The organism is Streptomyces bullii (genome assembly GCF_042657145.1).
Classification (GTDB): Bacteria; Actinomycetota; Actinomycetes; order Streptomycetales; family Streptomycetaceae; genus Streptomyces; species Streptomyces bullii.
Window position 1 is genome coordinate 36,113 of sequence record NZ_JBHSNY010000005.1, and the last position, 22,892, is coordinate 59,004.

The 22,892-nt window shown below is 71.5% G+C and carries 23 protein-coding genes; 14 read left to right on the forward strand and 9 right to left on the reverse strand.

What is annotated here, in order from left to right; all coding sequences use genetic code 11:
- Positions 1-18 precede the first annotated feature (18 nt).
- From ACFPZJ_RS14810 to ACFPZJ_RS14820, 3 genes are all read right to left on the reverse strand, one after another.
- A complete protein-coding gene (locus tag ACFPZJ_RS14810) occupies positions 19-312 on the reverse strand; it encodes an MTH1187 family thiamine-binding protein (protein ID WP_362192941.1) in 294 nt (97 codons plus the stop codon).
- Positions 309-659: a DUF3817 domain-containing protein gene (locus ACFPZJ_RS14815; RefSeq protein WP_381021369.1), complete on the reverse strand. Its 351-nt coding sequence runs from the start codon at positions 657-659 to the stop codon at positions 309-311. The genes ACFPZJ_RS14810 and ACFPZJ_RS14815 overlap by 4 nt, the downstream gene beginning before the upstream one ends.
- A 114-nt stretch (positions 660-773) precedes the next feature.
- On the reverse strand, positions 774-1,175 hold the full coding sequence (locus ACFPZJ_RS14820; RefSeq protein ID WP_381021370.1) for an ACT domain-containing protein: 402 nt from the start codon (positions 1,173-1,175) through the stop codon (positions 774-776).
- A gap of 194 nt (positions 1,176-1,369) precedes the next feature.
- On the opposite strand from ACFPZJ_RS14820, the gene ACFPZJ_RS14825 reads away from it, so the two are divergent.
- The 4 genes from ACFPZJ_RS14825 (at position 1,370) to ACFPZJ_RS14840 (ending at position 4,044) form a co-directional block, all read left to right on the forward strand.
- Positions 1,370-2,002 (forward strand): AIM24 family protein, encoded by a 633-nt coding sequence (locus tag ACFPZJ_RS14825; RefSeq protein ID WP_381022119.1) that lies wholly within the window; start codon positions 1,370-1,372, stop codon positions 2,000-2,002.
- A gap of 1 nt (position 2,003) precedes the next feature.
- Positions 2,004-2,654, forward strand: a complete 651-nt coding sequence (locus tag ACFPZJ_RS14830; protein WP_381021372.1) for an AIM24 family protein — start codon at positions 2,004-2,006, stop codon at positions 2,652-2,654.
- Positions 2,651-3,451 (forward strand): AIM24 family protein, encoded by an 801-nt coding sequence (locus ACFPZJ_RS14835; protein WP_381021374.1) that lies wholly within the window; start codon positions 2,651-2,653, stop codon positions 3,449-3,451. Before ACFPZJ_RS14830 ends, ACFPZJ_RS14835 begins: the two co-directional genes overlap by 4 nt.
- Positions 3,452-3,567: 116 nt before the next feature.
- Entirely contained in the window at positions 3,568-4,044 is a 477-nt protein-coding gene (locus ACFPZJ_RS14840; protein WP_381021375.1) for a MarR family winged helix-turn-helix transcriptional regulator, read from the forward strand.
- A 12-nt stretch (positions 4,045-4,056) separates the two neighbouring features.
- Here the strand turns inward: ACFPZJ_RS14840 and ACFPZJ_RS14845 are convergent, their stop codons facing one another.
- Together ACFPZJ_RS14845 and ACFPZJ_RS14850 are read right to left on the reverse strand one after the other, a co-directional pair.
- The gene (locus ACFPZJ_RS14845; protein ID WP_381021376.1) at positions 4,057-5,493 is read right to left on the reverse strand and encodes a sensor histidine kinase; all 1,437 of its coding nucleotides are present in this window, start codon (positions 5,491-5,493) and stop codon (positions 4,057-4,059) included.
- Positions 5,490-6,158 (reverse strand): response regulator transcription factor, encoded by a 669-nt coding sequence (locus tag ACFPZJ_RS14850; RefSeq protein ID WP_381021377.1) that lies wholly within the window; start codon positions 6,156-6,158, stop codon positions 5,490-5,492. The genes ACFPZJ_RS14845 and ACFPZJ_RS14850 overlap by 4 nt, the downstream gene beginning before the upstream one ends.
- Before the next feature lie 115 nt (positions 6,159-6,273).
- Here ACFPZJ_RS14850 and ACFPZJ_RS14855 point away from each other — a divergent pair, with 115 nt between their 5' ends.
- Positions 6,274-6,918, forward strand: coding sequence for a PepSY domain-containing protein (locus ACFPZJ_RS14855; RefSeq protein ID WP_381021378.1), 645 nt, complete (start codon positions 6,274-6,276; stop codon positions 6,916-6,918).
- Positions 6,919-7,451: 533 nt separating this feature from the next.
- Here the strand turns inward: ACFPZJ_RS14855 and meaB are convergent.
- Together meaB and ACFPZJ_RS14865 are read right to left on the reverse strand one after the other, a co-directional pair.
- Positions 7,452-8,408 carry a methylmalonyl Co-A mutase-associated GTPase MeaB gene (meaB, locus tag ACFPZJ_RS14860; RefSeq protein WP_381022121.1) on the reverse strand — a complete coding sequence of 319 codons (957 nt, stop codon included), beginning with the start codon at positions 8,406-8,408 and terminating at the stop codon, positions 7,452-7,454.
- A 57-nt stretch (positions 8,409-8,465) separates the two neighbouring features.
- Positions 8,466-9,665, reverse strand: coding sequence for an acetyl-CoA C-acetyltransferase (locus ACFPZJ_RS14865; RefSeq protein WP_381021380.1), 1,200 nt, complete (start codon positions 9,663-9,665; stop codon positions 8,466-8,468).
- Positions 9,666-9,813: 148 nt separating this feature from the next.
- Between ACFPZJ_RS14865 and mce the strand changes: the two genes are divergently transcribed.
- The 7 genes from mce (at position 9,814) to ACFPZJ_RS14900 (ending at position 19,695) form a co-directional block, all read left to right on the forward strand.
- Positions 9,814-10,254 (forward strand): methylmalonyl-CoA epimerase, encoded by a 441-nt coding sequence (gene mce, locus ACFPZJ_RS14870; RefSeq protein ID WP_381021382.1) that lies wholly within the window; start codon positions 9,814-9,816, stop codon positions 10,252-10,254.
- A gap of 232 nt (positions 10,255-10,486) precedes the next feature.
- The gene (gene scy, locus ACFPZJ_RS14875; RefSeq protein WP_381021383.1) at positions 10,487-14,434 is read left to right on the forward strand and encodes a polarized growth protein Scy; all 3,948 of its coding nucleotides are present in this window, start codon (positions 10,487-10,489) and stop codon (positions 14,432-14,434) included.
- 183 nt (positions 14,435-14,617) lie between these two features.
- Positions 14,618-15,556 carry a coiled-coil domain-containing protein gene (locus tag ACFPZJ_RS14880; RefSeq protein WP_381021385.1) on the forward strand — a complete coding sequence of 313 codons (939 nt, stop codon included), beginning with the start codon at positions 14,618-14,620 and terminating at the stop codon, positions 15,554-15,556.
- 96 nt (positions 15,557-15,652) lie between these two features.
- Positions 15,653-16,609 carry an ABC transporter ATP-binding protein gene (locus ACFPZJ_RS14885; protein WP_381021387.1) on the forward strand — a complete coding sequence of 319 codons (957 nt, stop codon included), beginning with the start codon at positions 15,653-15,655 and terminating at the stop codon, positions 16,607-16,609.
- 1 nt (position 16,610) lies between these two features.
- Positions 16,611-17,381 (forward strand): ABC transporter permease, encoded by a 771-nt coding sequence (locus ACFPZJ_RS14890; RefSeq protein WP_381021389.1) that lies wholly within the window; start codon positions 16,611-16,613, stop codon positions 17,379-17,381.
- 122 nt (positions 17,382-17,503) lie between these two features.
- A complete protein-coding gene (locus tag ACFPZJ_RS14895; RefSeq protein ID WP_381021391.1) occupies positions 17,504-18,811 on the forward strand; it encodes an ABC transporter ATP-binding protein in 1,308 nt (435 codons plus the stop codon).
- Positions 18,808-19,695 carry an ABC transporter permease gene (locus ACFPZJ_RS14900; protein WP_381021393.1) on the forward strand — a complete coding sequence of 296 codons (888 nt, stop codon included), beginning with the start codon at positions 18,808-18,810 and terminating at the stop codon, positions 19,693-19,695. The genes ACFPZJ_RS14895 and ACFPZJ_RS14900 overlap by 4 nt, the downstream gene beginning before the upstream one ends.
- A gap of 20 nt (positions 19,696-19,715) precedes the next feature.
- Here ACFPZJ_RS14900 and ACFPZJ_RS14905 read toward each other — a convergent pair whose 3' ends face one another.
- On the reverse strand, positions 19,716-20,048 hold the full coding sequence (locus ACFPZJ_RS14905; RefSeq protein ID WP_381021394.1) for an ATP/GTP-binding protein: 333 nt from the start codon (positions 20,046-20,048) through the stop codon (positions 19,716-19,718).
- Between the two features lie 239 nt (positions 20,049-20,287).
- Between ACFPZJ_RS14905 and ACFPZJ_RS14910 the strand changes: the two genes are divergently transcribed.
- The gene (locus ACFPZJ_RS14910) at positions 20,288-21,316 is read left to right on the forward strand and encodes an LLM class flavin-dependent oxidoreductase (protein ID WP_381021395.1); all 1,029 of its coding nucleotides are present in this window, start codon (positions 20,288-20,290) and stop codon (positions 21,314-21,316) included.
- A 147-nt stretch (positions 21,317-21,463) separates the two neighbouring features.
- On the opposite strand, the gene ACFPZJ_RS14915 is transcribed toward ACFPZJ_RS14910, so the two are convergent.
- Entirely contained in the window at positions 21,464-21,856 is a 393-nt protein-coding gene (locus ACFPZJ_RS14915; RefSeq protein WP_381021397.1) for an SCO5389 family protein, read from the reverse strand.
- Between the two features lie 245 nt (positions 21,857-22,101).
- Between ACFPZJ_RS14915 and nucS the strand changes: the two genes are divergently transcribed.
- Positions 22,102-22,773 (forward strand): endonuclease NucS, encoded by a 672-nt coding sequence (nucS, locus tag ACFPZJ_RS14920; RefSeq protein ID WP_381021399.1) that lies wholly within the window; start codon positions 22,102-22,104, stop codon positions 22,771-22,773.
- The last annotated feature ends 119 nt before the right edge of the window (positions 22,774-22,892 follow it).

Below are 22,892 nucleotides of genomic sequence, written 5' to 3' on the forward strand. Positions count from 1 at the left end.
GCGGTGGGCGAGGGCGGCCTACCCGGCGAGGTGGCGCTCCACCGTCTCCACCTTGGAGGTGAGCCCGTCGGTCACTCCCGGGCGGATGTCCGCCTTGAGGACGACGGACACGCGGGGCGCGCGGGCCTCGACGGCGGCGACGGCGCGCTTGACGACGTCCATGACCTCGTCCCACTCGCCCTCGATCGAGGTGAACATCGCGTCGGTCCGGTTGGGCAGGCCCGACTCGCGCACCACACGGACGGCGTCGGCGACGTACTCCCCCACGTCCTCGCCGACGCCCAGCGGCGTCACGGAGAAGGCGACGATCACGCGTTCACGACCCCTTCCTTCTCCTTGCGGGCACGCGAGGCGATGACCGCGTCCTCGGCCTCGCGGCGCAGCATGCGGTCGGCGAAGAAGCCGCCGGCGGGCAGGACGGAGAGGACGAAGTAGAGGGCGGCGGTCTTCAGCGGCCACTTGGCGCGGTTCCAGGCGTCGGCCCAGAAGATCACGTACAGGATGAAGAGAACGCCGTGGATCATGCCCATCGCCGGCACGGCGTTGAAGTCCGTGGTCCGCTTCAGCACCGAGCAGACGAGCAGCAGCAGGAAGGACACGGCCTCGGGCGCGGAGACGAGGCGCAGACGGCGGAGGGCGGTGGCGGTCTTGATGTCCACGGGTCACCTTCGGTGGGAGAGACGTCGAGGGGCTTGTGAAGGCAAGCACAAACGTCCGCCCATTGTGGCAAACCGGCGCGGTGCTCCGGGCGGCGGGGTGGTCCGGCCCCCTGCTCACGCGGCGGAACGGCGCGCCAGGTCCTCCAGGAGGGCCACCGCCAGGGTGGCCCGCTCGTACGGCACGAACAGGTGGTCGTGGTGGAAGCCCGCCACGACGTTGCAGCTCAGGCCCGCGTCGGCGAGCTCCCGTGCGACGGCGGCGGTCAGCCCGATCGCCGCGAGCGCCGAGTGGACGCGCAGGGTGACCCAGCCGGCCACGTAGTCGTACGCCATTCCGGCGGCGTCGGCCTCCTCCTGCCGCACCACGACGGTCAGGCCCTCCTGCTCGGCGACCGTCACCACCGGGGAGAGGCCGGAGGGCACGCCGCCCTCGACCGTGGTGAACACATAGCGGCCCGGGTTCAGCTCCGGACGCATACCGCTGAGCAGCTTCCGCAGATCACGCTCGCCAGACATGCCCGTCACCCTACGTGAGGGGCGGTGTGTCCGCCCGCCCACGGAGACGCCGACGCGGCCCGTGCGCCCGCTGCCCGGCCTGCGAACCGGCGGTGAGGACGGTCGGGTCGATCCCAGGGTCGCGTCAGGGCCGGTCTCCTCCTTGCGGCTCTGTCGGCGGGCCCGGCCCGCGGCGTACCGTCGCTGCCGTGGCGATGTTCCGACTTCAGAGCAGCAAGGTGCTCGCCGTCGACATGACCGGGGACGCCGTCAAGGCGAAGAACGGCGCGATGGTCGCGTACGACGGCCGGATGGCCTTCAAGAAGCTCAGCGGTGGCGGCGAGGGCCTGCGGGGCATGGTGACCCGGCGGCTGACCGGCGAGCAGATGACGTTGATGGAGGTGAAGGGGCAGGGGACCTGCTGGTTCGCGGACCGGGCTGCCGAGATCAACCTCGTCCGGCTCCAGGGCGACACGCTGTACGTGGAGTCCAGCAACCTGCTCGCGGCCGACGGCGGGCTGCGCACCGGCACCAGCTTCACGGGACTGCGCGGCGCCTCCCAGGGCAACGGGCTGTTCACCACCACCGTGGAGGGGCACGGCCAGGCGGCGATCATGTCGGACGGACCGGCGGTCGTGCTGCGCGTCAGCCCGCAGTACCCGCTGACCGTCGACCCGGGGGCGTACGTCGCGCACCAGGGGAACCTGCGGCAATCCTTCCAGTCCGGTGTGACCTTCCGCACGCTGATCGGGGAGGGCGGCGGTGAGGCCTTCCAGATGCGCTTCGAGGGGGACGGGCTGGTGTACGTGCAGCCGAGCGAGCGGAACACGATCGCGGGGGAGGTGTGACATGGGCTTCCGGGAGATCAACCCGAAGATGGTCGAGGCGACCGTGACCCCGGGCCAACGGCTGTTCAGCCAGCGCGGCGCGATGCTCGCGTACCGGGGCGAGGTGTCCTTCACCCCCAACACGGCCGGCGGCCAGGGCGGGGTCCTGTCGATGATCGGCCGCCGGGTCGCCGACGAGGACACCCCCCTGATGACCGTCGAGGGCGACGGCACGGTCCTGTTCGGGCACGGCGGCCACCACGTCCATGTGATCGACCTCGCCGGTGACACCCTGTACGTCGAGGCGGACCGCCTGCTGGCCTTCGAGGGCACGCTCCAGCAGGGCACGATGTTCCTGGGCGCGCAGGGTGGCGTCATGGGCATGGTCCGCGGCCAGGTCACCGGCCAGGGCCTCTTCACGACGACCCTGAAGGGCCACGGCGCGGTGGCCGTGATGGCCCACGGCGGCGTCTTCGAGATCCCGATCACCCCGCAGCGCCCGGTGCACGTCGACCCGCAGGCCTACGTCGCCCACCACGGCGACGTCCGCAACAAGCTCTCCACCGCCCTGGGCTGGCGGGACATGGTGGGCCGCGGCTCGGGCGAGGCGTTCCAGCTGGAGCTCAGCGGCAACGGTGCGGTGTACGTCCAGGCGTCGGAGGAGAAGCTGTGAGCACCTACGGAACCCCCTGGGCCGGCCCTGCGGTCCTCGACCCCGCGACCCTGCCCGCCGACGACAACGTCAACCCGTACACCTTCTGCGTGGAACTCAAAGGGAGCCAGTGGTTCCTGCAGAAGGGGAAGATGATCGCCTACTACGGCTCGATCGAGTTCGACGGCGTCGGACACGGCAGGTTCGAGCACCTGATGCGCACGTCCTTCCATTCGCCTCTGCACGCGAGCGACTGGGTCGTGGCCCGCGGCTCGGGCAAGATGCTCCTCGCCGACCGGGCCTTCGACGTGAACTCGTACGACCTGGAGGACGGCAATCTGACCATTCGCTCGGGCAACCTGCTCGCTTTTCAGCCAAGTCTGTCGCTCAAGCAGTCGATCGTGCCGGGTTTTCTGACCCTCCTTGGAACCGGAAGGTTCGTGGCCGCATCCAACGGACCGGTGGTGTTCATGGAACCCCCGGTCCGGGTGGACCCGCAGGCGCTCGTCGGCTGGGCCGACTGCCCCTCTCCGTGCCACCACTACGACCACGACTACATGACCGGCCTGCTGGGCGGTCTACGTGCGATGACGGGCCTTGGAGGGGTCTCCGGAGAGGAGCACCAGTTCGAGTTCGTGGGGGCCGGCACGGTACTGCTGCAGTCGTCCGAGACGCTGATGGCCGAGCAGGCGACGGGAGCGGTTCCGCAGCAGGAGGGGGTACCCGGGGGCGGGCCGTCCGGCGGACACGGACAGCCGTCCGGGGCACCGCGCCTTCCCGGACAGCTGGGGGACCTCCAGCGTCGCTTCGGGCTGTGAGCGGTAGTCTGCGGAGTGTGACATCGAACGCCTGCGCACCGCCGCTCCACGGGTGCGCACCGTCACACCAAAACCCTCGTTAGTTCACCTTTCAACTTCTTAGGTAGACTTCATTCATGGAGACCGAGACGGCCACGCGCTGGCTGACTGATACGGAGCAGTGCGCCTGGCGCACCCACCTGGAGGTCAACAGGCTGTTGACATACCAGCTCGAAAAGGACCTGCAGCCGTTCGGCCTGACAATGAACGACTACGAGATCCTGGTGAACCTCTCCGAGTCAGAGGATCTGCGGATGCGCATGAGCGACCTCGCCTCCGCCACCCTCCAGTCGAAGAGCCGCCTGTCCCACCAGATCACCCGCATGGAGAACGCGAACCTGGTCCGGCGCGAGAACTGCGAGTCGGACCGCCGCGGGCTCTACGCGGTGCTCACCGAGCACGGCATGGAGACCATGAAGAAGGTCGCCCCCCACCACGTGGCGTCCGTGCGGCGGCACTTCATCGACCTGCTGTCCCCCGAGGCCCTGACGGAGCTCGACAAGGCCCTCAAGCCCATCGCCGAGCATCTGCGGGGCCAGCGCGGCCGACCGTGACCCGGCAGGGCCCTATGCGCCGGACCAGCCACGGGTGAGTGGCAGGCGGAGTTCGAACAGGGCTCCGCCTGCCGGCGCTTCGCCGACCGTGAGCGTGCCGCCGTGCCGTACGGCGACGTCCCGGGCGATGGCGAGCCCCAGCCCGGCGCCGCCGTCGTCCCGGCTGCGCGCGGCGTCCAGCCGTACGAACCGCTCGAAGATCCGCTCCCGGTCGGACTCGGGCACCCCGTCCCCGTCGTCGGCGACCCCGACCACGGCCCGGTCCCCCTCCCGCCGCACGGTCACGGCGACCGTCGAGTGGGCATGGCGCTGCCCGTTGTCGAGCAGATTGGCGAGCAATCGCCCCAATTGCCCGCGGGATCCGGCCACTTCCACGGGCTCCGCGTCCACCGTCACCCCCGTGCGCCCCGCGGCCTCCTCCCGCGCGAGCTCGGCGAGGTTCACCCGGGCGTCCGGCGCCGGCCGCTCCCCCGCGTCCAGCCGGGCGAGCAGCAGCAGATCGGCGGCGAGACGCTGGAGCCGTACGGTGTCCTCGACGGCACCGTCCAGGTCGAGCAGCTCGGGGTGGGCGGCGGCGACTTCCAACTGCGTCCGCAGGGAGGCGATGGGGCTGCGCAGTTCATGGGAGGCGTCGGCCACGAACCGCCGCTGCCGTTCCACGGAGGTCTCCAGGGCGGCGAGCGTCTCGTTCGTCGTACGGGCCAGCCGTGCCACCTCGTCATGGGTGTCCGGCTCGGGAACCCGGCGCGCCAGGTCCTCGGAGGCGGTGATCGCCGCCATCTCCCGCCGGATCCCCTCCACCGGGCGCAGCGCACGCCGGGTGACCAGCCAGGTCACTGCCGCCACGACCCCCAGCAACAGCGGGAAACCGATCAGCATGACGGTCAGGGCCGTCCGCACGGCGCCGTGCTCCGCCGCGAGCGGCGCGCCCGCGTAGACGGTGAGACGCCCACGGTCGCGGGTCTCCACCGCGACCTCGGCGAACCGGTAGTCGGCCGTGTCGCCGTCGATCGTCGCGGAGCCGTTGGTGAAGGTGGTCTTCTTGTCGATCTCGCCGGGTTCGAGCGAGTCGGCTGCGTCGTCGGCGTCGTCCGCGTCGTCGTCCGCGTCGTCGCGGGCCGCCGCTGGCCGCGGTTTCACCGCGTCCGTCCCCGTCCCGCTGATCCGCTCCAGGTTCTCACTGACCGCGACCAGTCTGCCGTCCTCGTCGACGACCTGCACCGGCTCGTGGTCACCGTCCAGTCCGGCGATGTCGTCGAGGCGCGCGCCGAGGGCGAGTTCGGAGGCGACCGCCCGCGCGGAGCGCTCCGCCTGGGTGCCGGCCTCGCCCATCAGGTTCGACCGCAGCGACAGCAGCACGGCGGCGCCGGCCGCGACCAGCGCCACGGCGACCACGACGGTGGCGGCGAGCGTCGCCCGCGCCCGGACGGACCCGAACAGCCGTCTCATGGCGCCGTCTCCAGCCGGTACCCGGCGCCGCGCACGGTGCGGATGAGCCCCGCGCGCAACTTCCGCCGCAGGGTGCTGACGTACACCTCGACGATGTTCGGATCGCCCTCGTAGGCGAAGTCCCAGACGTGGTCGAGGATCTCCGACTTGGATACCACCTCACCGGCCCGCACCACGAGCTGCTCCAGCACGGAGAACTCCTTGGCGGTCAGGCTCACCTCGTCCTCGCCCAGGAAGACCCGGCGGGCGGCGGTGTCGACCTTCAGATCACCGTGCACATGGACCGGCGAGGCCCCGGCGCCCTGCCCGCGGCGGCGCAGCAGCGCCTTGATCCGGGCGACGAGGACGACGTACGAGAACGGCTTCGTCAGGTAGTCGTCGGCGCCCGTGTCCAGCCCCTCCGCCTCGTCGTACTCCCCGTCCTTGGCGGTCAGCATCAGGATCGGCACCTCGTGCCCGGCGGCGCGCAGGGCGGCGCAGACGCGGTAGCCGTTCATCCCCGGCAGCATGATGTCGAGGATCACCAGGTCGTACGCCCCCTCCGAGGCCCGGTGCAGCCCCTCGCGTCCGTCGTGGACGACGTCCACGGCATACCCCTCGGCCGTCAGGCCCCGGGCCAGCGACAGGGCCAGCCGCTTCTCGTCCTCCACGATCAACAGGCGCATGGGTAAAGGGTCGCAAAACCAACCTGAAGATCTTTTCAGGGGCTTTCAGGTTCCTCTCAGCCTCCGTCGGCGACATTGAAGGCGTCGAAAACCAAGCGACTCGGGAGGAATCCGCATGAAGCGCAACATCGTGATCGCCGCGGTGACGGCTGCCGCACTGATCGGGGGCGGCACGGCCACGGCCCTCGCCGTCACCCGAGACGACGGGGCGACGGCGCGACACGCGGCGGACACCCGGCTGTCCGACGACGACGCCCGCGACGACCGGGGCGTACGGGATGACGACGACAGCCGGGACGACGACGCCACGCGGGTGAACTCCGCCGACGTGACGGCGCCGGAGGCCATCGCCGCCGCGCTGAAGCACACCCCGGGCACGGTGGTCGCCGCGGAGCTGGACGACGAGGACGACAGCGGCAAGACGGTCTGGAAGGTCGACGTCCTCTCCGGCGGCAACACCTGGCACGACGTCCAGGTCGACCCCCGCACCGGCAAGGTCCTCGGCTCCGGCTCGGACGACGAGGACGACACGGCCGAGGTCCGGGCGGCGCTGAAGGGTACGTCCGTCACGGCGGCGGAGGCCGCGAAGGCCGTCGCCGGCAAGGGCGTGGTGACGTCGCTGGACCTGGACGAGGACGGTGGGAAGAAGTCCTGGGAGGTGGAGACGCACGCCTCCGGCGGCGCCGGGCAGGACTGGCGGGTCGACCCGCACACGGGCGCGGTGACGGCGGACCGCGCGGACGACTCGGACGACGACTGAGCAACCGCCGACCGCGGCTGAGGCAGGGGTGGTGCGCAACCCGGCGCGACCGGGCACCGCTGCGCCCACCCGTGCCGCCCCAGGCGGCACGCATGCCCGCAGCTGGGGCACACAGCCCGCAGGGGAGGCCGCACAGGCCCGCGCAGACATCCCCGCCCGACCGAAGCCGCACGGCCCCTGGAGACACCCCCGCCCCAGGAAGCCGCACAAGCCGCCGCAGGCATCCAAGCCACCCAGGCCCGGGGCACTCCGGCCCCGCCCCAGCCACGCAGCCCCCGGGCACCGAGGCCCGCCCCAGCCACCCAGCCCCCGGAGGCATCCCGCCCACCAAGCCACACAAGCCGCCGTAGCCACCCAAGCCACGCCGCCCGGCAGGCACCCCCCGCTCAAGCCCCCAAGCCCCGCAGGCCTCGCGGGCCACGCAAGCAACACAAGCCGCAGGCATCCGTGCCACCGAGCCACGCAGGCGGCAGGCACCCGCCCCACCGCCAGAGGCAACCGACTCCATCCGGCCCAACCGCCGGAGGCACCCGTCAGCCCTCGGTAAGCCCCGCCACCAGCTCGTCCGCCGCCCGGTACGGGTCCAGGTCGCCCGCGACGATGCGCTCCGCGAGCGCGCCCAGCCGGCGATCCCCGTGCAGGTCCCCGATCCGCTCCCGCAGTGCCGTGACCGCGATGGTCTCCACCTCGCGCGCGGCCCGCGCCAGCCGGCGCTCGGCCAGCACCCCCCGCTCCTCCATCCACGCCCGGTGCTTCTCCAGCGCCTCGACCACCTCGTCGACGCCCTCGCCCCGCGCCGCGACCGTCTTGACGATCGGCGGGCGCCAGTCGCCCGGGCCGCGCGCCTCGCCCAGCCCGAGCATGTGGTTCAGCTCGCGCGCGGTCGCGTCCGCGCCGTCCCGGTCGGCCTTGTTGACGACGTACACGTCCCCGATCTCGAGGATGCCCGCCTTGGCGGCCTGGATCCCGTCGCCCATCCCGGGCGCGAGCAGCACCACGGACGTGTCCGCCTGCGACGCGATCTCGACCTCCGACTGGCCGACCCCCACCGTCTCGACGAGGATCACGTCGCACCCCGCCGCGTCCAGCACGCGGATCGCCTGGGGCGCGGCCCACGCGAGGCCGCCCAGGTGGCCCCGCGTCGCCATCGAACGGATGTACACACCGGGATCGGAGGCGTGCTCCGACATCCGCACCCGGTCACCGAGCAGCGCCCCGCCGGAGAACGGCGACGACGGGTCCACGGCCAGCACCCCGACCCGCCTGCCCTGCTTCCGGTAGGCCGTCACCAGCGCCGACGTGGAGGTCGACTTGCCGACACCGGGCGACCCCGTCAACCCGACGACGTACGCCCCGCCCGTCAACGGCGCGAGCGCCGCCATGACCTCCCGCAGCTGCGGGGACGCCCCCTCCACCAGGGAGATCAGCCGGGCCACGGCCCGCGGCCGTCCCTCCCTGGCCTGGGCCACCAGCGTGGAGACGTCCTGCATCACAGCTCCGTTCACGAGAAGAAACCGTCCGACACCGGCGCATACCGGCACGTGCGATCAGGCCTTCGGCACCCGCACGATCAGCGCGTCGCCCTGACCGCCGCCACCGCACAGCGCCGCCGCGCCGACTCCGCCGCCGCGCCGCTTCAGCTCCAGCGCCAAGTGCAGCACGAGCCGCGCACCGGACATCCCGATCGGGTGACCCAGGGCGATCGCGCCACCGTTGACGTTCACCTTTTCCGTGGATACCCCGAGGTCCTTCATTGACTGCACCGCCACGGCGGCGAAGGCCTCGTTGATCTCGATGAGGTCGAGGTCCGAGACCTCCAGCCCCTCCTTCTTCAGCGCGTGCAGGATCGCGTTGGACGGCTGGGACTGCAGCGAGTTGTCCGGCCCCGCCACGTTCCCGTGCGCACCGATCTCCGCGATCCACTCCAGGCCGAGCTCCTGCGCCTTGGCCTTGCTCATCACCACGACCGCCGCCGCGCCGTCGGAGATCTGCGAGGACGACCCCGCCGTGATCGTGCCGTCCTTGGAGAACGCGGGACGCAGCCTGCCCAGCGACTCCACCGTCGTGTCCCCGCGGATGCCCTCGTCCTTGCTGAACAGCACGGGGTCGCCCTTGCGCTGCGGGATCTCCACCGGGGTGATCTCGGCCTCGTAGATCCCGTTCTTCTGGGCCGCGGCGGCCCGCTGGTGCGACAGCGCGGCGATCTCGTCCTGCTCCTGCCGGCCGATGCCCAGCCGCGTGTTGTGCTTCTCCGTCGACTCGCCCATGGCGATGCCTTCGAAGGAGTCGGTCAGACCGTCGTGGGCCATGGCGTCGAGCATCTGGACGGCGCCGTACTTGAAGCCCTCGCGGGACTTCGGCAGCAGGTGCGGAGCGTTGGTCATGGACTCCTGACCACCGGCGACGATGACGTCGAACTCGCCCGCGCGGATGAGCTGGTCCGCCAGCGCGATCGCGTCGAGGCCGGACAGGCACACCTTGTTGATCGTGAGCGCCGGGACGTTCATCGGGATGCCGGCCTTGACCGCTGCCTGCCGCGCCGGGATCTGCCCTGCCCCGGCCTGCAGCACCTGACCCATGATGACGTACTGCACCTGGTCGCCACCGATCCCCGCACGGTCGAGGGCGGCCTTGATCGCGAAGCCGCCGAGGTCGGCTCCGGAGAAGGACTTCAGCGAACCGAGCAACCGTCCCATGGGCGTACGAGCGCCCGCGACGATCACAGAACTGGTCGTTGCAGAAGACATGAGCTGCGATCCCCTTACCGGCTGCACAGCCGAGGAGTGAACGAGGGTTTACTTCGAATGTACTGACCGGTACTCCGCCCCGTCATCGGGCCGTCGGTGTGATCGCGCGCACGTTGCGTAACCACCTCCGGAGCGCTGCACTGAATCCATGCTGACGCGAATCGACCACATCGGAATCGCCTGCCACGACCTCGACGCCACTGTCGCGTTCTACCAGGCCACCTACGGGTTCGAGGTGTTCCACACCGAGGTCAACGAGGAGCAGGGCGTGCGCGAGGCCATGCTCAAGATCAACGATACGTCCGACGGCGGCGCCTCGTACCTCCAGCTGCTCGAACCCATCCGCGAGGACTCCACCGTCGCCAAGTGGCTCGCGAAGAACGGGGAGGGCGTCCATCACATCGCCTTCGGCACGGCGGACGTCGACGGCGACGCCCGCGACATCCGCGACAAGGGCGTCCGCGTCCTGTACGAAGAGCCCCGGCGCGGCTCCATGGGGTCACGGATCACCTTCCTGCACCCCAAGGACTGCCACGGCGTACTCACAGAACTGGTCACTTCGGCGCCTGTTGAGTCACCTGAGCACTGACCCTCGTACATAAGGGCCGGTAGGGTTGGGTGCGGTCGCCGCTCAATCCAGGGTGACCCGGTTCTGCCGCCTTGTCGGCAGGACCGCCGGGGACCGGGTTTCGGGGGACGAGCGCCGGGCGGCAGCCCATGCTCCGCCGTTGATCTGACACCATTCCCCGGGGGCCCCGTTCGGCGGATGGACGGAGCTCGTTTGGAGAGACTTGCGACCAGGGGACGGATGGGACCGCGCAGTGCGGGGCTACGAGAGCCAGGAGCGAGAGCCGGCGGCTGACGTCGACCACCTCTCTCGGTTCGAAGCCGAGATGAAGCGGCTGAAGACCGAGCGGGAAAAGGCGATCCAGCACGCCGAGGACCTCGGCTACCAGGTCGAGGTGCTGCGCGCCAAGCTGCACGAGGCGCGGCGCACCATCATGTCCCGGCCCGCGTTCGACGGCGGTGACATCGGCTGGCAGGCCGAGCAGTTGCTGCGCAACGCGCAGATGCAGGCCGACCAGATCCGCGCCGACGCCGAGCGCGAGCTGAGCCAGGCGCGGGCGCAGACCCAGCGCATCCTGCAGGAGCACGCCGAACAGGCCGCCCGGCTCCAGGCCGAGCTGCACCAGGAGGCGGTGACGCGCCGCCAGCAGCTCGACCAGGAGCTGGCCGAGCGTCGGCAGACGGTCGAGTCGCACGTCAACGAGAACGTGGCGTGGGCAGAGCAACTGCGCGCCCGTACCGAGCAGCAGGCCCGCCGTCTGCTGGAGGAGTCCCGCGCCGAGGCCGAGCAGGCCATGGCCGCCGCCCGCGCGGAGGCCGAGCGGCTGACCGCCGAGGCCCGGCAGCGCCTGCAGAGCGAGGCCGAGACGGCCCGTGCCGAGGCCGAGCAGATCCTGCGCCGCGCCCGCGCGGACGCCGAGCGGCTGCTGAACGCCGCCTCCACGCAGGCCCAGGAGGCCACCGACCACGCCGAGCAGCTGCGTACGTCCACCGCCACCGAGTCGGAGACCGCGCGCCGCCAGGCCCAGGAGCTGAGCCGCACCGCCGAACAGCGCATGGCCGAGGCGGAGACGGCGCTGCGCGAGGCCCGCGCCGCCGCGGAAAAGCTGGTCGCGGAGGCCAAGGAGGCCGCGGCCAAGGCCCTCGCGACCGCCGAGTCCGCGAACGAGACGCGCACCCGTACGGCCAAGGAGCAGGTCGCCCGGCTGGTCGAGGAGGCCACGAAGGAGGCCGAGAACACCAAGGCGGAGGCCGAGCAGCTCGTCGCCGACGCCCGCGCCGAGGCCGAGAAGCTGCTCGCCGAGGCCGCCGAGAAGGCCCGCACGGTCACCGCCGAGGAGGCGGCGACCCAGCTGTCCAAGGCGGCCCGGACCGCCGAGGAGGTCCTCAACAAGGCGTCCGAGGACGCCAAGAAGACCACCAAGGCCGCGGCCGAGGAGGCCGACCGGATCCGCAAGGAGGCCGAGGCCGAGGCGGACCGGCTGCGCGCCGAGGCGCACGACATCGCCGAGCAGCTCAAGGGCGCGGCGAAGGACGACACCAAGGAGTACCGCGCCAAGACCGTCGAGCTGCAGGAGGAGGCCCGCCGGCTGCGCGGCGAGGCCGAGCAGCTGCGGGCCGAGGCGGTCGAAGAGGGCGAGAAGATCCGCGCCGAGGCCCGCAAGGAGGCCGTGGCGCAGATCGAGGAGGCGGCCCGGACCGCCGAGGAGCTGCTCGCCAAGGCCAAGGCGGACGCGGACGAGCTGCGCACCACCGCCCAGACGGACAGCGAGAAGGTCCGTACCGAGGCCATCGAGCGGGCCACGACGCTGCGCCGGCAGGCCGAGGAGACCCTCCAGCGCACCCGCCAGGAGGCCGAACGGCACCGCGAGGAGGCCGTCGAGCAGGCCGAGGCCCTCAAGGCCGACGCCGAGCGGGCCGCGCGCGAGCTGCGCGAGGAGACCGAGCGGGCCCTCGTGGCCCGGCAGGCGGAGGCCGCCGAGGAGCTGACGCGGCTCCAGACGACGGCCGAGGAGCGCCTGGCGGCCGCGGAGCAGGCGCTGAGCGACGCCCGGGAGGAGGCCGCCCGGATCCGCCGGGAGGCCGCCGAGGAGACCGAACGGCTGCGCACCGAGTCCGCCGAGAGGATCCGTACGCTGCGCCGGCAGGCCGAGGAGGAGGCCGAGCGGCTGCGCACCGAGGCCGCGTCGGACGCCTCCGCGTCCCGCGCCGAGGGCGAGGCCGTCGCCGTACGCCTGCGTTCGGAGGCCGCGGCCGAGGCCGAGCGGCTGAAGGCGGAGGCACAGGACACCGCCGACCGGGTGCGGGCCGAGGCCCAGGCAGCCGCCGAGCGGCTGGCCACGGAGGCGTCCGAGACGCTGGCCGCCGCGCAGGAGGAGGCCAACCGCCGCCGCCGCGAGGCCGAGGAACTCCTCGGCGCCGCCCGGCAGGAGGCCGACCAGGAGCGCGAACGGGCCCGGGAGCAGAGCGAGGAGCTGCTGGCCTCGGCGCGCAACCGCGTGGAGGAGGCACAGGCCGAGGCGCTGCGCCTGGTGGAGGAGGCCGACCGGCGCGCCACCGAGATGGTGTCGGCGGCCGAGCAGCACGCCCAGCAGGTCCGTGACTCCGTCGCCGGGCTGCACGAGCAGGCCCAGGAGGAGATCGCCGGGCTGCGCAGCGCGGCCGAGCACGCGGCGGACCGGACGCGCCGGGAGGCCCAGGAGGAGGCGGACCGGGTCCGCGCCGACGCCTACGCCGAACGGGAGCGGGCGAGCGAGGACGCCACCCGGCTGCGGCGCGAGGCGCACGAGGAGACCGAGGCCGCCAAGGCGCTCGCCGAGCGCACGGTGTCCGAGGCCATCGCGGAGGCCGAGCGGATCCGTACGGACGTCGCCGAGCACGCCCAGCGGGTGCGCACGGAGGCGTCGGACACCATCGCCGAGGCCGAGCAGAGCGCGGCGCGCACCCGGGCGGACGCCCGCGAGGACGCCAACCGCATCCGGTCGGACGCGGCGACCCAGGCGGACACCCTCATCACCGAGGCGCGCAACGAGGCCGAGCGGCTCACCACGGAGACCATCGCCGACACCGACCGGCTGCGGACGGAGACGGTCGCCGAGGCCGAGCGCGTGCGCACCGAGGCCCTGTCGGAGGCCGAGCGGGTCCGCGGTGAGGCGGCAGCCGAGGCCGAGCGGGTACGGGCCGAGTCGGTCGCCAAGCTCGAGAAGCTGATCGGCGACGCCGCCTCGGAGGCGGAGCGGCTGCGCGCCGAGGCCGCCGAGACGGTCGGCTCCGCGCAGCAGCACGCCGAGCGGATCCGCACCGAGGCCGGGCGCGTCAAGGCCGACGCCGAGGCGGAGGCGGAGCGGCTCGTGGCCACCGCGCGCGAGGAGGCCGAGCGCACCCTCGACGAGGCCCGCAAGGACGCCAACAAGCGGCGCTCCGAGGCGGCCGAGCAGGTCGACAAGCTCATCACGGAGACCACGGCCGAGGCCGACAAGCTGCTCACCGAGGCGCAGCAGCAGGCCCTCAAGACCACCGCGGACGCCGAGGCCCAGGCCGACACGATGGTCGGCGCGGCCCGCAAGGAGGCCGACCGGATCGTCTCCGAGGCCACCGTCGAGGGCAACTCCCTGGTGGAGAAGGCCCGTACGGACGCCGACGAGCTGCTGGTCGGCGCGCGCCGGGACGCCACCCAGATCCGGGAGCGCGCCGAGGAGCTCCGCGACCGCATCACCTCCGAGATCGAGGAGTTGCACGAGCGGGCCCGCCGCGAGGCGACCGAGACGATGAGGACCACCGGCGACCGTTGCGACGCGCTCATCAAGGCCGCCGAGGAGCAGCTCGCCAAGGCGGAGGCGAAGGCCAAGGAGCTCGTCTCCGAGGCCAACTCGGAGGCCGGCAAGGTGCGGATCGCCGCCGTGAAGAAGGCCGAGGGCCTGCTGAAGGAGGCCGAGCAGAAGAAGGCCGCACTCATCCGGGAGGCCGAGGAGCTCAAGGCCGAGGCGACCCGCGAGGCCAAGCGCACGGTCGAGGAGGGCCGCCGCGAGCTGGAGGTCCTGGTGCGGCGCCGCGAGGACATCAACGCGGAGATCTCCCGTGTCCAGGACGTCCTGGAGGCGTTGGAATCCTTCGAGGCCCCGTCGGCGGGCAAGGACAACGGGGTCAAGGCCGGCGCGGCGGCGGGCGCAACCCGTTCGGGTGGCAAGTCGTCGGAAAACTAGCGCTACGGGACGAATCCGGTGTCTGCTAGGGCCTTTGACCAAGTCTTTGGCAAGCTATCCGCAGGTGAGCCACTCAAAAGGGGTGTCATTCTCCAGATCAAACGCGCATCCGCTCGATGACACACCGCTTCGGCCCCTAGGATTCCACCTATCACCTCACCGGTCTCATTCGACAGGAACCCCATGAGCGACACTTCCCCCTACGGCTTCGAGCTTGTGCGGCGTGGGTACGACCGCGCTCAGGTGGACGAACGTATCTCCAAGCTCGTCTCCGACCGTGACAGCGCTCTCGCCCGCATCACCGCTCTGGAAAAGCGCATCGAGGAGCTCCACCTCGAGACGCAGAACGCCCAGGCCCAGATCACCGACGCCGAGCCGTCGTACGCGGGTCTCGGCGCACGCGTGGAGAAGATCCTCCGCCTCGCCGAGGAAGAGGCGAAGGACCTGCGCGAGGAGGCCCGGCGCGCGGCCGAGCAGCACCGCGAACTCGCCGAGTCGGCCGCCCAGCAGGTGCGCAACGACGCCGAGTCGTACGCGGCCGAGCGCAAGGCCAAGGCCGAGGACGAGGGCCTGCGGATCGTCGAGAAGGCCAAGAGTGACGCCGCCCAGCTGCGGGCCGAGGCGCAGAAGGACGCGCAGTCCAAGCGCGAGGAGGCGGACGCCCTCTTCGAGGAGACCCGCGCCAAGGCCGCGCAGGCCGCCGCCGACTTCGAGACGAACCTGGCCAAGCGCCGCGAGCAGTCCGAGCGCGACCTGGCGTCCCGTCAGGCCAAGGCCGAGAAGCGCCTGGCCGAGATCGAGCACCGCGCCGAGCAGCTGCGCCTGGAGGCCGAGAAGCTGCGCACCGACGCGGAGCGCCGCGCCCGCCAGACGGTGGAGACGGCCCAGCGCCAGGCCGAGGACATCGTGGCCGACGCCAACGCCAAGGCCGACCGCATCCGTTCGGAATCCGAGCGCGAGCTCGCGGCTCTCACCAACCGCCGCGACTCCATCAACGCCCAGCTCACGAACGTGCGCGAGATGCTCGCCACGCTCACGGGCGCCGCGGTGGCCGCGGCCGGCACGCCGGCCACGGACGACGAGCCGATCTCCCGTGGGGTGCCGGCCCAGCAGTCCCGGTAACGCCCCGGCGTACGGCCGCTGAGAATCGGCTGAAAACCGCGAAGCCCTCTGCCACTGCGGTGGCAGAGGGCTTCGTCGCGTTCTAGCGTGGGCCGCATGATCGAGCTCGAGGGGCTGACCAAGCGGTACGGCGAGAAGGTGGCGGTGAACAACCTGTCCTTCGCCGTCAGACCGGGGATGGTCACGGGCTTCCTCGGCCCCAACGGCGCGGGCAAGTCGACCACCATGCGGATGATCCTCGGCCTGGACCGGCCGACCGCCGGGGACGTGCGGATCGACGGCAAGCACTACGACCAGCTCAAGGACCCGCTGACGTACATCGGCGCCCTGCTGGAGGCCAAGGCCTGGCACGGCGGGCGCAGTGCCTACAACCACCTGCTGTGCCTCGCGCAGAGCAACGGCATCCCGAAGCAGCGGGTGAGCGAGGTGCTGGAGACGGTCGGGCTGACGGCGGTCGCGCGCAAGAAGACCAAGGGCTTCTCGATGGGCATGGGGCAGCGGCTCGGCATCGCCGCCGCGCTGCTCGGCGACCCGCGGATCGTGATGTTCGACGAACCGGTCAACGGCCTCGACCCCGAGGGCATCCACTGGATCCGCACGCTGATGAAGTCCCTGGCCGCGCAGGGCCGGACGGTGTTCGTCTCCAGCCACCTCATGAGCGAGATGGCCCTGACCGCCGATCACCTCGTCGTCATCGGGCAGGGCCGGCTGCTCGCCGACACGTCCATGGCCGACTTCATCGAGCGCAACTCCCGGTCGTACGTGCGCATCCGCACGCCGCAGCGGGAGCGGCTGCTCGACGTGCTGCGCGAGGCGGGGATCACGGCCGTGGAGGCGGGTGGCGGGACGCTGGAGGTGGACGGCGGCAAGGCCGAGCACATCGGTGAGCTGGCGGCGCGGCACCGGATCACCCTGCACGAGCTCAGCCCGCAACAGGCCTCGCTGGAGGAGGCGTTCATGCAGCTGACCGCGGAGTCGGTGGAGTACCACGCACACGCCGAAGCCTCACCCGCCGCGCAGCAGCAGTGGGGCGAGGGCTGGAGGAAGGGCTGACATGGCGGCGACCCAGGTCATCCGGTCGGAATGGACCAAGATCCGGTCAGTGGCGTCCACCGTGTGGACGCTCTCCCTCGCGGTGGTCGTCACCATCGCGCTCGGCATGCTGATCTCGGCGCTGTCGAAGAACGAGTTCGACAGGATGGGCGCCCAGGAGAGAGTGGACTTCGATCCGACGTTCATCAGCTTCGCGGGCATGAGCCTCGGCCAGCTCGCCATGATCGTGTTCGGTGTGCTGGTCGTGTCGAACGAGTACAGCACGGGCATGATCCGCACCTCGCTGGCCGCCGTGCCGCAGCGCGGCACCTTCCTGTTCAGCAAGATCGCGGTCGCGAGCGGGCTCGCCCTGGCGGTCGGCCTGGCCACCAGCTTCGCCGCCTTCTTCCTCGGACAGGCGATGCTGGGCGAGCGCAGGACGTCCGTCGGCGAGCCGGGAGTCCTGCGGGCCGTCATCGGCGGCGGGCTCTACATGACCCTCATCGCGATGTTCTCGATGGGCGTCGCCGCGATGCTGCGCTCGCCGATGCTGTCGCTGGGCATCCTGATGCCGTTCTTCTTCCTGGTCTCCAACATCCTCGGCAACGTCGACGCGACGAAGAAGGTCGGCCGGTATCTGCCCGACCAGGCCGGCAGCACCATCATGCAGGTGGTCACCCCGGTCGGCGACGACCGGCCGTACGGGCCCTGGGGCGGCCTGGGCATCATGGCGCTGTGGGTGCTGGCCGCGCTGGCCGGGGGGTACGTCGTACTGAAGAGGCGCGACGCGTAGGCGGGGCCGCCCCGCGTGACCTTTTACTCGCTCTTGGGCGGAACCGTCAGCGCGTGGATATCCTCCTAACCCTTACGGGGGCGTGTGCCCCGCTGTCCTGAACCTTGCGATGGGTGCGGAGCATGATCGAAGCAGTCGGCCTGACCAAGCGCTACGGCGACAAGACCGCTGTGTACAACCTTTCCTTCCAGGTGCGGCCCGGAGCCGTGACCGGCTTCCTCGGGCCGAACGGCTCGGGCAAGTCGACGACGATGCGGATGATCCTCGGCCTGGACAATCCCACCGCGGGTCACGTCACGATCGGCGGCTATCCGTACCGCAAGCTGCCCAACGCCCCCCGCCAGGTCGGCGCCCTGCTGGACGCCAAGGCCGTGCACGGCGGCCGGGCCGCCCGCAACCATCTGCTGTCCCTCGCCCAGCTCTCCGGCATCCCGGCCAGACGCGTCGACGAAGTGCTCGGGGTCGTGGGCCTGCAGGAAGTGGCCAGGAAGCGGTCCAAGGGGTTCTCCCTCGGCATGGGCCAGCGGCTCGGCATCGCCGCCGCGCTGCTCGGCGACCCGCAGGTGCTGCTGTTCGACGAGCCGGTCAACGGCCTCGACCCCGAGGGCATCCTCTGGGTGCGGAACTTGATGAAGTCCCTGGCGGCGGAGGGGCGAACGGTGTTCGTCTCCAGCCACCTCATGAGCGAGATGGCGCTCACCGCCGACCACCTCATCGTCATCGGGCGCGGACAACTGCTCGCCGACATGAGCGTGAAGGACTTCATTTCGGCCAACTCCGCCGATTTCGCACGGGTGCGCACGCCCGACACCGAGCCGCAGCAGCGCGAGAAGCTGTCGGCCGCGCTCACCGAGGCCGGCGGGCACGTCCTGCCCGAGCAGGACGGCGCGCTGCGCGTGACCGGCCTGCCGCTGCCGCGCATCAGCGACATCGCGCACGACCACGACGTACGGCTGTGGGAACTGTCGCCGCACCAGGCCTCCCTGGAGGAGGCGTACATGCGGATGACGCAGGGCGCCGTCGACTACCGCTCCACCATCGACCAGAAGGAAGGGCTCCAGCAGCCCCTGCCGCCCGGCGCGCAGCCGCCGATGCCGGTGCCCGGGCAGGGCCAGCCCGGCTGGTACGCCCCGCCGCCGCCCCAGCAGGGTGCGCAGCCGCCGCAGGGCGCCCCGGTCCAGGCGCCTGCGGGCCCGTACGGCGCGCCCGTGGTGCCGGGCGCGGGTACGCCCAACCCGTACGCGCAGCCCACGCCTCAGGCGCCCACACCCCAAGGCCAGGCGCCGGCGCAGCCCGCGCCCCAGGCGCCCGCGCAGCCCCCGGCCCCGGCGCAGCCGCCGGCCCAGCCGCCCGCGCCGCCCCAGCAGGCGCCGGCCGCCGCCCGGCCCGCCGCCCCGACCGACGTGACCAAGTCCGAGGACGCCCGATGAGCACGCCCCAGCCCTCGATGCCGCAGGCCGCGCCCACCTGGCAGACGGCGCCCGGTGCCCCGTATCCCGCCCCCGGCTCGGCCGGCCCCACGTACACCTCGCCGATCCCGGTGGTGCGCACGCACCTCGGGCACGCGATCGCCTCCGAGTGGACGAAGATCAGGTCGGTGCGCTCCACGATGTGGACGCTCGGCGTGTTCGTCCTGCTCGTCGTCGGCATCGGTGTGCTGACCGGCGTGGTGGTGGCCGGCTCCGACCCGGGCCAGTCCGGTGAGAACACGCTGGGCCTCGGCTTCTTCGGTCTGCTGCTCGGCAGCATGTGCATCATCACGCTCGGCGTGCTGACCACGGCCTCCGAGTACGGCACCGGCATGATCCGCACCACGATGACCGCCTGTCCGAGCCGGGGGCGGGTGCTGGCCGCGAAGGCCATCGTGTTCTTCCTGGTCGCGTTCGTGGTGACGCTGGTGTCCGCCTCGCTCGTCGCCTTCCTGCACGTGGCGATGCTGGACGGCGAGGTCAGGTCGCCCTCCGGCGGGGAGTGGCTGAAGGGCACGCTCGGCATCGCGCTCTACATCGCGCTGCTCGGCACGGTCTCGCTCGCCGTCGGCTCGATGATCCGGCACTCAGCGGGCGCCATCACCATCATGATCGGCGCGGTGCTCGCCCCGCTGGTGATCGCGTTGTTCATGTTCTCGGAGTCCCTGGACAAGGTCCGCCAGGCCCTGTTCGAGTACTCGATCCCCAACCAGCTCAGCGTCTTCTACGCCAACTCCCTGAGCGATACCGGCCCGTCCGGCTGGGACCCGCTGTGGATCATGCTCGGCGTGACGGCCGCCGCGTTCGCCGGCGCGTTCGCGCTGCTGGAGAAGCGGGACGTCTGAACCCCGCAGGACCGACAGCCTCACAACCTCGGCGCGTTACGGGACCGCTGCACCCGCGTGGTGCGGCGGTCCTTGGCGTTCCAGCACGCCCGGTGCCAGTGGCGGCGGTCGTCGACGCCCGCGTACGACGGCCAGGCCACCACGTGCGGCACTCCGTCCGGGATCAGCTGCTCGCAACCGGGGCAGCGGTAGGACTTGCCCTGCGCGCTCGCGCCCGCCACGTGCCGCACGCTCCAGTCCTCGCCCTGCCAGGTCTCCGAGGACTGCCAGCCGCCGTAGCGGCCGGGACGGTCGTCCTCGGCGCTCCGGCCGGACGAACCGGCGCCCTTGGGTCGGTTGCGACGCGGGGACACGGGACACCTCACGGGGCTATACAGGAAGCACGGGCCGTGTCCAGCCTACGCGGCGCCGACGGGGGTACGCGTACGCCACCAATCACCACAATCTCTCGCGACGGCGTCGGGGTTCCCCTCCCGAGCGGCCATTCAGCAGACAATCCGCAAAATCATCCGCCGGGCCGTGTCCTCGGCACGTGTCAGACGGTTATGCCCTGTGGGGGAGCTCCGTGTCGGAGCCAAGGAAGCAGGAAGCGATGCGCGTTGGAAGTTTCGTGTTGGCGGCCCAGTTCCCGGGGCAGGGCGAGGGGGAGGCGCTGCACCGCGCGGTCCGCTCGGCCGAGGTGGCCGAGGTGGCCGGGCTCGACACGGTCTGGCTGGCCGAGCACCATTTCGTGCCGTACGGCACCTGTCCGTCGGCCGTCACCCTGGCCGCCTTCCTGCTGGGCCGCACCCGCCGCATCCGGGTCGGTACGGCGGTCAGCGTACTGCCCACCACCCACCCCGTGACGCTCGGCGAACAGGCCGCGCTGCTGCACCTCACCAGCGGCGGGCGTTTCACGCTGGGCGTCGGGCGCGGCGGTCCGTGGGTGGACCTGGAGGTGTTCGGCATGGGCCTGGAAGCCTACGAGAAGGGGTTCCCGGAATCACTCGATCTGCTGGTGCGCTGGCTGCGCGAGGCGTCCGTGGCGGCCGACGGGGAGCGCTTCCGTTTCCGTGAAGTCCCGGTCGTGCCACGGCCGTCGGAGGCGCTGACGGAGATCGAGGGGCCCGAGGTCGTGGTCGCCTGCACCTCGCCGGCGAGTGTGCGGCTGGCCGCGGAGCGCGGTCTGCCGATGCTGCTCGGGATGCACGTCGGGGACGAGGAGAAGGCCGAGATGGTCGCCCTGTGGCGGCGGCACGCGCGGGCGTGCCGGCGGCCGCCGGAGGAGATCCACGGCGCGGCCCATGTGTCGGCCGGCGTCTGCCAGATCGCGGACCGGCGCACGGACGCGGTGGAGGCGCTGACCAAGGCGATGCCGGGCTGGCTGAAGCAGGGTCTGGAGGCCCATGTCACGGTGGACGGCCGGGCACGTCAGATGCGTGACCCGCTGGCGTACACCGAACTGCTCTGCGGCCTGCACCCGGTGGGCACGCCGCGGCTGTGTGCCGACCGGCTCGCGGCCACCAGCGAGCGGACCGGTATCTCCCATTTCGCGCTGCTCGTCGAGGGCTCCGGAGACCTGGCGGCCACCGAGGAGAACGTACGGCGGCTCGGGGCCGAGGTGCTGCCCCGGCTCCGGTGACCGGCTCCGGCGCACGGCGCGGCCGTCGGCCGTCCGCAGTGTCCCCCGAGTGACTCGCGGCCCCTCGGGGAACGTCACGAAAGTTTGCCGCCCCGGTACTCTCGCACCTCCCGCGTACGGGAGCGGCACACCAGCGGCTTGTCTGCGTCAGCAGTCGCGCAGTTCCGGTGACTGGTTCAGCAGCTGGCTGCGGACCGAGGTGAAACGTGCCAGCGTCTCGTCGACCGAGGAGTCAAGCGGGAACACCGCCACCCGGTGGCAGTTCTGGAAAGCCAGCCGCACACCGAAGTGCCGTTGCAGCGCGCCGCGTATCGCGTCACTCGCGAGCGCACGCAGCAGCTGACCGCGTGCCTGCTCGTCCGGCGGGGGCGTCTGGTTGTCGGCGAACTGGCCGCCGTCCACCTTCAGCTGAGCCACCAGGGAGCTGACCATCTCCCACGCGTAGGGCAGGGAGGTCCGGACGCAGTCGACGAAGGCAGCTTCGTCGACCTCGCCTCGCTCGGCCTGTTCGAGTAGGGCCGGTGAGACGTCGAGCGACATGGGTTCTCCTCTCGCACCCCTGAAGAGCAGGGGTTGCCGGACAGATAGGGGAGTTCGCACATATCGCGCACGCTGCGTACACAGATCGCGACCTCCCGTTCAATACGGTAAGCAACGGACCGTGACGGCACCAGGAGAATCCCCGGATGGGGAACTTCCTGTGGGCAGGTAATCGGCCATCGCGGAACATGCGTTTTCCAGGGCGAATCGCGTGCACCCTGGCCCGTCCAGTAGCGTTGCCGACCATGCGTCTCGTCATTGCCCGCTGCTCCGTGGACTACGCCGGGCGGCTCACCGCCCACCTCCCCTCGGCCCCCCGCCTGATCCTGGTCAAGGCGGACGGCAGCGTCTCCATTCACGCTGATGACCGGGCTTACAAGCCCCTGAACTGGATGTCGCCGCCCTGCACGCTGAAGGAGGGCACCGGCGAGGAAGAGGGCGTCTGGACCGTCATCAACAAGGCGGGCGAGAAGCTCATCATCACGATGGAGGAGATCCTGCTCGATTCCACGCACGAACTGGGCGTGGATCCCGGCCTCATCAAGGACGGCGTGGAAGCGCACCTGCAGGAACTGCTCGCCGACCGCATCGAGACGCTCGGCGAGGGCTACACCCTCATCCGCCGCGAGTACCCGACGGCCATCGGGCCGGTCGACATCCTGTGCCGGGACGCGGACGGGCAGACCGTCGCGGTCGAGATCAAGCGCCGCGGCGAGATCGACGGCGTGGAACAGCTCACCCGCTACCTGGAGCTGCTGAACCGCGATCCCCATCTCGCCCCGGTGCGGGGCATCTTCGCCGCCCAGGAGATCAAGCCCCAGGCCCGCGTCCTCGCGACCGACCGGGGCATCGGCTGCCAGGTCCTCGACTACGACGCGCTGCGGGGCATCGAGGACGACAAGCTGCGGCTGTTCTGAACGGGCGGCTTCGAGCGGGCAGTTCGCACAGAAGGTCCTGAGCGGACGGCCCCGGGCGGGCGGGAGAGGAAGCGGTACGACGTTCAGCGGGGCCGGGTCCGGCAGACGGACCCGGCCCC

Bases quoted from the DNA above. Each gene is read 5' to 3' on its own strand.
- ACFPZJ_RS14820 (WP_381021370.1), bottom strand. From the start codon at position 1,175: ATGTCTGGCGAGCGTGATCTGCGGAAGCTGCTCAGCGGTATGCGTCCG.
- ACFPZJ_RS14825 (WP_381022119.1), top strand. From the start codon at position 1,370: ATGTTCCGACTTCAGAGCAGCAAGGTGCTCGCCGTCGACATGACCGGG.
- ACFPZJ_RS14830 (WP_381021372.1), top strand. From the start codon at position 2,004: ATGGGCTTCCGGGAGATCAACCCGAAGATGGTCGAGGCGACCGTGACC.
- ACFPZJ_RS14840 (WP_381021375.1), top strand. From the start codon at position 3,568: ATGGAGACCGAGACGGCCACGCGCTGGCTGACTGATACGGAGCAGTGC.
- ACFPZJ_RS14845 (WP_381021376.1), bottom strand. From the start codon at position 5,493: ATGAGACGGCTGTTCGGGTCCGTCCGGGCGCGGGCGACGCTCGCCGCC.
- ACFPZJ_RS14850 (WP_381021377.1), bottom strand. From the start codon at position 6,158: ATGCGCCTGTTGATCGTGGAGGACGAGAAGCGGCTGGCCCTGTCGCTG.
- ACFPZJ_RS14855 (WP_381021378.1), top strand. From the start codon at position 6,274: ATGAAGCGCAACATCGTGATCGCCGCGGTGACGGCTGCCGCACTGATC.
- meaB (WP_381022121.1), bottom strand. From the start codon at position 8,408: ATGCAGGACGTCTCCACGCTGGTGGCCCAGGCCAGGGAGGGACGGCCG.
- ACFPZJ_RS14865 (WP_381021380.1), bottom strand. From the start codon at position 9,665: ATGTCTTCTGCAACGACCAGTTCTGTGATCGTCGCGGGCGCTCGTACG.
- mce (WP_381021382.1), top strand. From the start codon at position 9,814: ATGCTGACGCGAATCGACCACATCGGAATCGCCTGCCACGACCTCGAC.
- ACFPZJ_RS14880 (WP_381021385.1), top strand. From the start codon at position 14,618: ATGAGCGACACTTCCCCCTACGGCTTCGAGCTTGTGCGGCGTGGGTAC.
- ACFPZJ_RS14885 (WP_381021387.1), top strand. From the start codon at position 15,653: ATGATCGAGCTCGAGGGGCTGACCAAGCGGTACGGCGAGAAGGTGGCG.
- ACFPZJ_RS14890 (WP_381021389.1), top strand. From the start codon at position 16,611: ATGGCGGCGACCCAGGTCATCCGGTCGGAATGGACCAAGATCCGGTCA.
- ACFPZJ_RS14895 (WP_381021391.1), top strand. From the start codon at position 17,504: ATGATCGAAGCAGTCGGCCTGACCAAGCGCTACGGCGACAAGACCGCT.
- ACFPZJ_RS14900 (WP_381021393.1), top strand. From the start codon at position 18,808: ATGAGCACGCCCCAGCCCTCGATGCCGCAGGCCGCGCCCACCTGGCAG.
- ACFPZJ_RS14910 (WP_381021395.1), top strand. From the start codon at position 20,288: ATGCGCGTTGGAAGTTTCGTGTTGGCGGCCCAGTTCCCGGGGCAGGGC.
- ACFPZJ_RS14915 (WP_381021397.1), bottom strand. From the start codon at position 21,856: ATGTCGCTCGACGTCTCACCGGCCCTACTCGAACAGGCCGAGCGAGGC.
- nucS (WP_381021399.1), top strand. From the start codon at position 22,102: ATGCGTCTCGTCATTGCCCGCTGCTCCGTGGACTACGCCGGGCGGCTC.